Raw genomic sequence first — 7,562 nt, forward strand, 5'->3', positions numbered from 1 at the left:
CAAAACTCCTTACGATAATCCCGACATTTTAATGAGTTAGCGATCAACAGACAGGCGTTTTTCGCTATTCTTGTGTGCGTAGTTGAAACAGACGACAATGCTGTTTTGCCAAAAACAATGCCGCGGCTCATTAGCGCGAAAGAATAAAAGGATTCGAGATGATTGCGACTCAGAATGCAACAGACAAAACTCAGAAGTTTTTAGACGATTTCAAGGTCTCCAAACCGGTGATCGGACTGCCGGGCCTCGGGTGGGACACTCCGGAAATGGCAGCGGCGGTTTCCAATGCCGGCGGCTTGGGCGTGCTCCATATCGGTTTTAAAACGGAAGATGAAATCGAAAGAGATGTTGCAAAAGTTCGTTCGCTGACCGATAAGCCTTTTGCCGTACTCATGTTCCCGCAAAAAGAATCGATCTTAGACGCCGAGAGACTTCGCCTGCAGGACACGGCGCTCTCTCCGCTCAGAGAGGATTTGGGATGCACGGCTGCCAGACAATTGTCCGCTCCTTTGTTTGATAACCAGTTCAAGAAGCTTGTGGAACTGAAGGTTCCAGCGATCGGCTTGAGACTCGGAGGCCTGAGAGAGCCTTACATGGAAGAGCTCGAAGCCAACGGCATTCCGGTCTTCGGCATCGCGTCTAACCTCAGAGACGCAAAAGTTCTCGTCTCCAGCGGCGTTAATGCCGTCGTAGCCGCCGGCTGGGCCGAAGAAGGTCTTCTCTCCCATGAAGAAATCGGTAAAGACCAGGCTGAGATCGACTCCCTGGTCTTGTGGTCCGAGTGCGCGAGAGCATTGAGAGTTCCGGTGCTCGGCGCCGGTTCTGTCACAACACAGGATCAAGTTCGTGTCATCAAGGCGCTCGGTTTAGCCGGCTTTATGCTTTCCGACGCACTGCTCCTGACCAAAGAGTCTCCGATTCCGGATTCCTGGCGCACCAAAGTAATGTACTTGGCAGACTCTGCCTCTGAGATGTCTGACACTTTCATGGGTAGAGCCTCTCGTTATCTGTCTAACGGCTTTGCTCAGATCTTCCCCGAGAAAGGTCTTCCTGTTCTTCAGTTCCCTTATCAATACTTTGCCCTGAAAGATATTTTTGATAAGGCATTAGAGATTGGCCGAATTGATTTGGCGCTTCTGGAAGTCGGACAATACGTCTATCTTGCCGAGAGCGGCACGACAGCTGACATCATTGACAAATTCTGCGGATATTGGAGTGAGGCTAAATGAAAGACAACCAGGCGCTCATCGTCGTCGACGTCCAGAAAGATTTCTTAGAAACCGGCGCACTTCCTGTCAAGGACGGCAGTCAAGTTGTGCCCGTCATCAATCGGATTTCTCCGAAGTTCAAACACGTTGTCTTTACGCAGGACTGGCATCCCCAAGGTCACATTTCTTTTGCCTCCTCTCACCCGGGCAAAGCACCTTACAGCACCATTGACGTGTCTTATGGAAAGCAGGTTTTGTGGCCCGAGCACTGTGTACAAAACACGGTCGGCGCAGAATTTGCCGACGGATTGAATACAGAAAACGGCGACTGTTTTGTGAAGAAAGGCGCGCACTCGGATATCGACAGCTACTCCGCTTTTCTAGAGGCCGATCGTAAAACCAAGACGGACTTAGGCGTGTGGCTCAAGTCTCAGGGAATTACGGAAGTCTTTGTCTGCGGCTTAGCCACTGACTTTTGTGTCAGCTGGACAGCCATAGATGCGGCGGATGAGGGCTTCAAGGTTTACTTGATTGAAGACGCCAGTCGCGGGATCGACGTGAACGGTTCATTAGATGAAGCCCGAGCCGAATGGAAAAAAAGAGGAATCAAGATCATTGATTCCTCTGAGATCAACTAGAAGAAAAGCTTCATTAAAAGCGGCGTAAGCAGCGGCGCCAGAATCGCGGTGGTCAAGCCGGTTAAGCCGATGGCGAGACTTCCGTAGGCGCCGGCTGTTGAGTCAATCTGGAAGGCGCGGGAAGTACCCATGCCGTGCGCGGAAAGACCGAGCGCGAAACCTTTAGCAGATGAAGAGTCGACTTTCAGGAGCAGGAATAAAGGACCTGCGCAGATTGAACCGAGTACGCCGGTTAGCACCACCAAGGAGGCAGAGAGCGCGGGCAGGCCGCCGAGTTTTTCTGCAATAGACATGGCAATCGGAGTCGTGACACTCTTCGGAGCCAAACTGATGATGGTTTCGGGAGACGCTCCGAGGAGTCCTGCGATCAGGACTGTCGAAGTAATAGCCGTAACGGCGCCGGCAAAAAGTCCCAATAAAATTGGAAGCCAATTTTTAGCCAGCTGAATTCTGAGGTCATAAAGCGGCACGGCCAGCGCTACCGTTGTCGGTCCGAGCAAAAAGTGAATGAACTGGGCGCCCGAAAAGTATGTCTGATAGGGCGTATGCGTAGCCATCAGCAAAATGACAACCGTGACGATGGAAACTGCTACCGGGTTTAGCAGAGAATTCCAATTGCTCCACTTATAAAGTTTCTGAGCAAAGAGGTAAGCCGCCAGGGTGACGGTCAGCCACAAAAGAGAAGAGGTAGAAAGCGAGGACCAAATCTCCTCGATGCCGTGAAAATCAATGTTATTCATGGCTTGCCCCCTTCTGTTCTTTGCGTTTCTGCAGCCAGATCGTGGAGTACTTAATGACTAAGGCGGTTACGGCGATGGTCAGGATTGTACTGACGACTAAGGAGACGCCGATTGGAAGCGCTTCATTTTTAAGTCGGTCAATGTGCAGCATGATGCCGACACCGGCCGGAACAAACAGCACGGCAAGATAAGAAATCAGGACTAAGGAAATCGGACGGACCCAGGAAGCCAGACGGTCGTTTGCGATCAAGGCAACGAGCAGCAGGAACATGCCCAGAACCGAGCCGGGAACCGGGAGATGGAAGTACATCTCGGCAACGTTTCCCAAAAGTTGGAATACGAGTAGAAGGACCAGACCTTCGATCATTTTTTAATAGATTGTGAAAATTGACGTGGAATGCGAATGTATTCCTTATCTCAGCACAAAAACGACCTCGGAACCAGAAAATTTTTTCGAATTGAGTAATCAAAATAGGTTTGTCCAGCGGTATTTATTCTCATTTATCTAAATCTCACAAATCATTACAATCGCGGGAATCGTTAAGCCTTCGGGCTCAACTGTTTTACGCAACTTTAATAAGAGGAAACATCAATGTCAGTTCTCGACTCTTACATGAAAGACTTGGCCGAATTGGTTAACAAAGACCGCGGCACTGCAAACATTGCCGGCGTTACCGAAGCCGCTAAGATTATGAAGGGCCACCTCGAATCCATCGGATTCAAAGCCGACCTCGTTGACTTAGGTCCGAATGCCGGCAACGGTCTGTTCGCTACGAACAAGCCTAACGCTGACCGCTATGACGTTCTCTTCAACGCTCACCTCGACACCGTTTTCCCTGACGGAACTGCCGCTGCTCGTCCTTTGACCGTGAAAGGCGACCGCGCCTACGGCCCCGGCTGCAGCGACTGCAAGAGCGGTGTTCTTGCCATCTACTACGCTCTGAAGGCTGCTCGTCCTGAAGATCTGGAAAGACTCTCCATCGCTGTTGCTCTGAACCCGGACGAAGAAACCGGCTCCAAGGCTTCCAGCGCCTGGCTCAAGAGCATCGCCGCCAAATCTTCCCGCGCTCTGGTTTTTGAAGCAGCCCGCGCCGGCGGTCAGCTCGTCCGCTCCAGAAAGGGTTCTACCAACTACGTCGTAACCTTCCACGGTAAAGCTTCCCACGCCGGCAACGCTCCGTACAAAGGAGCCAACGCCAACATCGCCGCTATGCGCTTTGCTTTGGCAGCTGCTGGTCTGGCCGATGTTGATAAAGGCACAACGGTCAACCCCGGTGTGATCGAAGGCGGCAGCGCTCCTAACGTCATTTCCGAAAAATGCGTCGTTAAGCTCGACACACGTTACTGGAACAACGAAGACGACAAATATCTTGACGACGGTATCAACAAACTGGCTGCTGCCGTTTGGGCTCCCGGCGTAACTCAGACAATCGAACGCGTCAGCCACAGCAACGCTATGCCGCTGTCCGACGCAACGAAAGAACTCGTTGCTCAGATCACCGAAGCTGCCAAACTCGAAGGCTTCGATATCGACTGGGTTGACGCAGGCGGTGCTTCCGACGGCAACCACATGGCTGAAGCCGGTCTCCCCGTCATTGACGGATGCGGCCCTGCCGGCGGCGAATTCCACTGCGATCGCGAATTCCTTCGCTTAGACACAGTCGAAGAACGTATTCGCATGATCACTCGCTTCCTGTCTCTGATCTAATCCAGCAGAAGCAGATCTAAGCGCAAACGCCCTTCGGGGCGTTTGTCGTTTCTGAGGCCTCGAATTCGGCGCCGGTGATAAAAGAAATGCCTTGCAGGAATACAATGCATTTCATCTGAGAAAGTCAAAAAAGGAAATCGGAATGAAATTCGAATTAAACGGCGAATTTATTCGCTTAGGAGATCTGCTGAAGGCAGCCGGATTGACAGGCACAGGCGGAGAAGCAAAACAAGTCGTACAGGACGGCTTAGTGAATGTGGACGGAAAAGTCTGCACCGAACGCGGTCATAAAATCCGCGCCGGACAGAAAGTCCAGTTTAAAGATCAGACGATTGAGGTCGTCGAGCACGCAAAATAAAAGCACTCGATTTGCTGAGTGCTTCTATTGAATCGATTACTTGCGTTTTCCGCCGGCGGCAGCGACCGGAGGACGACCCTCGATATGACGGAAGGTGATGCGGCCTTTGGTCATGTCGTACGGGGAGATTTCCAGCGAAACTTTATCGCCGGCGAGAATTCGGATGTGATGCTTACGCATTTTGCCGTTTGTGTAGGCAATCAGTTCATAGCCGTTGTCGAGTTTGACGCGATAGCGAGCGTCCGGAAGAACTTCGGTAACGGTTGCAGTTGTTTCAATCAGGTCTTCTTTAGCCATATAAGAATAAAAGTTCCTAATAATCAATAGGAACAGGGTTTTAAAAATCGGATTTTACCCGACAATGCGCCTAAGTACGTAAACTCATTAACAAAAATGAGCCAATCAGGGCGGTTTTGCTAAAATCGACTTAATAAATTACAAATTGATGCGAAAGGCCTTGTCGGCCCGGACGCGATCGGAGCGGAATTAATGAAGAACATTCTTATCGTTTATTACTCTCGTATGGGCCATACCGCCCGCATGGTTCGTACTATTGCCGACGAACTCGAGGCACTCGGAAACACCGTGACGGTTATGCCGGTCTCCGAAGCCCTTCGCGAAGGCGTGGACTGGAGCAAGCATGATTTCGTGCTCTGCGGCTTCCCCGTTGTCTACGGCACTTACCATCCGAACGTTTACGAATTTGTTCGCAACAACTGCACGGAACTCGACCGCAAGCCCAATGCGATGTTCAACGTTACCGTCGTTGCCCGCACACCGTTTAAGGCGACAGTCGAAGGCAACCGCTACATGCAGAAATTCCTTGAACGCTCTCCGTGGCGTCCCAGAGACCTCAAGTGCTTTGCCGGCAAGATCGACTACCCGCACCTGAATCTCTTTGATAAGAAGTGCATTCAGCTCATCATGAAGATCACAAACGGCCCGACAGACCCGTCTATGTGCATTGACTTTACCGACTGGGAAGATGTGAAGCAGTACGCCAAACACATCTCCAAGCTTGCCCACCAAGCTTAATCTCAGGCTAATTCTCAATGTTTTTATATCGCGCAACCCGCTAAAATTAGCGGGTTACGCTTTCTTTAGGACAGAAACAAATGACAGATACTCAAGAATATCTATGGATCAAGCACTACCCTGAGGGCGTGCCCGCGACCATTAATCCGGATATTTACGAATCACTGCCGGATTTCCAGGAAAAGATCTGTCAAGAGTACGGTGATGCTCCGGTCTTTACCAGCCTGGGCAAGACAATGACGTACAAAGAATTTGATGAGAAAGTGACGGCGTTTGCTTCTTATCTGCAGTCGCTCCCGGGCGTCGAGCAGGGCGACCGCGTTGCCGTGATGATGCCGAACCTTCTCCAGTATCCGATCTGTCTGTTCGGCATCATGAAAGCCGGACTTATCGTCGTCAACGTCAATCCGCTTTACACCGCCCGCGAGCTTGGCGGACAGCTGAAGGATTCTGGCGCTAAGGTCTTGGTCATCATCGAGAACTTCGCCAAGACGTTTGAAAAGATTCAAAAAGATTCTCCCGTTGAACACGTCATCACGACTCAGGTCGGCGACTTGCTTTCTGCTCCGAAGCGTCTGCTCGTTAACTTCATGCTGAAGAAAGTAAAGAAGATGGTGCCCGAGTTCAATCTCGAACACGCTGTCTCTTTCCGCGACGCACTCGCCCAAGGCGCTTCCAGAAAATTTAATCCGGTCAAGCTCGACCGCTATGACATCGCACTTCTGCAGTACACAGGCGGCACAACCGGCATTGCCAAAGGCGCCATGCTCACGCACCGCAATGTGTTGGCCAACTTGCAGCAGACGGGTGTTTGGATTTCCGGCGACTTCAAGAAGAAGACCGAAGTCGTTATGACAGCGCTTCCGCTCTATCACATCTTTTCTCTGACCGCTCTGTGCAGCTTCCTTCAGTGGGGCGCTCGCATGGTGCTGATTGCTAACCCTCGCGACATGAAGGGTTTGGTCAAAGAATGCGAGAAACAGCACTTTACCGTGATCTGCGGTGTGAACACGCTCTTCAACGGCCTGCTCAATACACCGGGATTTGACCAGGTTGACTTCAAGATGTTGAAGCTCACAGTCGGCGGCGGCACACAAGTTCAGAAGTCAGTAGCCGAACGCTGGAAAGAAGTGACCGGCGGCCACATTATTGAGGCCTATGGTTTGACCGAATGCTCTCCGGGCGTTGCCGCCAACCCGATGAACACCCCTTGGAACGGTTCCGTCGGCTTCCCGTTCCCGTCTACCGTGGTTTCTATCCGCGGTGAAGGATTCAAGGATCTCGGCTTCTGGACGACTCCGCAGGAAATTCCGGAACACACCGGCGAAATCTGCGTGAAGGGTCCGCAGGTCATGCGCGGCTACTGGGATAAGCCGGAAGAAACGGCTGCCGTTCTGCGCGACGGCTGGCTGCGCACAGGTGATATCGGCAATATGGACAGCAACGGCCGCATTACAATTACCGACCGCCAGAAAGACATGATTCTGGTCAGCGGCTTTAACGTCTACCCGAACGAAATTGAAGGCGTTCTTCAGAGCATGCCGGAGATTTTGGAATGCGGCGTGGTCGGTGTTCCGAACGAAAAATCCGGCGAACGCGTCAAGGCCGTGATCGTTAAGAAAGATCCGTCTCTGACTGTCGAGCAGGTCAAGGCTTACTGCCGTCAGAACCTCACCGGTTACAAGATGCCGAAAGAAATCGTTTTCGTTGATTCCATTCCGAAGACACCTGTGGGTAAGATTCTTCGCCGCGAGCTTAAAGATATCGTTGCGAAAGAAGAGGCTCCCGTAAAACAGGAGACGGAAGGACAAAAATCCGAAAATTAACTTAAATGGTTATCACACAAAGAAGGAGGCTCGCGGGTCTCCTTTTTTG

General features: G+C 51.5%; 9 protein-coding genes. 6 read left to right on the top strand and 3 right to left on the bottom strand.

The window, feature by feature from the left end:
• Positions 1–158: 158 nt before the first annotated feature.
• The gene (locus ACZND6_RS04405; RefSeq protein ID WP_293737737.1) at positions 159–1,229 is read left to right on the top strand and encodes an NAD(P)H-dependent flavin oxidoreductase; all 1,071 of its coding nucleotides are present in this window, start codon (positions 159–161) and stop codon (positions 1,227–1,229) included.
• Complete coding sequence (gene pncA, locus ACZND6_RS04410) at positions 1,226–1,846, top strand: bifunctional nicotinamidase/pyrazinamidase (RefSeq protein ID WP_278385350.1); 621 nt, start codon at positions 1,226–1,228, stop codon at positions 1,844–1,846. The genes ACZND6_RS04405 and pncA overlap by 4 nt, the downstream gene beginning before the upstream one ends.
• On the opposite strand, the gene ACZND6_RS04415 is transcribed toward pncA, so the two are convergent.
• A complete protein-coding gene (locus tag ACZND6_RS04415) occupies positions 1,843–2,586 on the bottom strand; it encodes an LrgB family protein (protein ID WP_293737735.1) in 744 nt (247 codons plus the stop codon). The genes pncA and ACZND6_RS04415 overlap by 4 nt on opposite strands.
• Positions 2,579–2,953, bottom strand: coding sequence for a CidA/LrgA family protein (locus tag ACZND6_RS04420; protein WP_022100907.1), 375 nt, complete (start codon positions 2,951–2,953; stop codon positions 2,579–2,581). Before ACZND6_RS04420 ends, ACZND6_RS04415 begins: the two co-directional genes overlap by 8 nt.
• Before the next feature lie 225 nt (positions 2,954–3,178).
• On the opposite strand from ACZND6_RS04420, the gene ACZND6_RS04425 reads away from it, so the two are divergent.
• On the top strand, positions 3,179–4,294 hold the full coding sequence (locus ACZND6_RS04425; RefSeq protein ID WP_022100908.1) for a M20 family metallopeptidase: 1,116 nt from the start codon (positions 3,179–3,181) through the stop codon (positions 4,292–4,294).
• A gap of 142 nt (positions 4,295–4,436) precedes the next feature.
• Positions 4,437–4,652 carry an RNA-binding S4 domain-containing protein gene (locus ACZND6_RS04430; protein WP_022100909.1) on the top strand — a complete coding sequence of 72 codons (216 nt, stop codon included), beginning with the start codon at positions 4,437–4,439 and terminating at the stop codon, positions 4,650–4,652.
• Between the two features lie 36 nt (positions 4,653–4,688).
• On the opposite strand, the gene infA is transcribed toward ACZND6_RS04430, so the two are convergent.
• On the bottom strand, positions 4,689–4,949 hold the full coding sequence (gene infA / locus ACZND6_RS04435) for a translation initiation factor IF-1 (RefSeq protein ID WP_008810557.1): 261 nt from the start codon (positions 4,947–4,949) through the stop codon (positions 4,689–4,691).
• A 192-nt stretch (positions 4,950–5,141) separates the two neighbouring features.
• Between infA and hemG the strand changes: the two genes are divergently transcribed.
• Together hemG and ACZND6_RS04445 are read left to right on the top strand one after the other, a co-directional pair.
• On the top strand, positions 5,142–5,687 hold the full coding sequence (gene hemG / locus ACZND6_RS04440; protein WP_278385344.1) for a menaquinone-dependent protoporphyrinogen IX dehydrogenase: 546 nt from the start codon (positions 5,142–5,144) through the stop codon (positions 5,685–5,687).
• A gap of 80 nt (positions 5,688–5,767) precedes the next feature.
• Complete coding sequence (locus tag ACZND6_RS04445) at positions 5,768–7,513, top strand: AMP-binding protein (protein WP_293737733.1); 1,746 nt, start codon at positions 5,768–5,770, stop codon at positions 7,511–7,513.
• The last annotated feature ends 49 nt before the right edge of the window (positions 7,514–7,562 follow it).

The organism is Parasutterella sp. (assembly GCF_057870745.1).

Excerpts from the sequence above, each read along its gene's own strand:
- ACZND6_RS04405 (WP_293737737.1), top strand. The coding sequence starts at position 159 with ATGATTGCGACTCAGAATGCAACAGACAAAACTCAGAAGTTTTTAGAC.
- pncA (WP_278385350.1), top strand. The coding sequence starts at position 1,226 with ATGAAAGACAACCAGGCGCTCATCGTCGTCGACGTCCAGAAAGATTTC.
- ACZND6_RS04415 (WP_293737735.1), bottom strand. The coding sequence starts at position 2,586 with ATGAATAACATTGATTTTCACGGCATCGAGGAGATTTGGTCCTCGCTT.
- ACZND6_RS04420 (WP_022100907.1), bottom strand. The coding sequence starts at position 2,953 with ATGATCGAAGGTCTGGTCCTTCTACTCGTATTCCAACTTTTGGGAAAC.
- ACZND6_RS04425 (WP_022100908.1), top strand. The coding sequence starts at position 3,179 with ATGTCAGTTCTCGACTCTTACATGAAAGACTTGGCCGAATTGGTTAAC.
- ACZND6_RS04430 (WP_022100909.1), top strand. The coding sequence starts at position 4,437 with ATGAAATTCGAATTAAACGGCGAATTTATTCGCTTAGGAGATCTGCTG.
- infA (WP_008810557.1), bottom strand. The coding sequence starts at position 4,949 with ATGGCTAAAGAAGACCTGATTGAAACAACTGCAACCGTTACCGAAGTT.
- hemG (WP_278385344.1), top strand. The coding sequence starts at position 5,142 with ATGAAGAACATTCTTATCGTTTATTACTCTCGTATGGGCCATACCGCC.
- ACZND6_RS04445 (WP_293737733.1), top strand. The coding sequence starts at position 5,768 with ATGACAGATACTCAAGAATATCTATGGATCAAGCACTACCCTGAGGGC.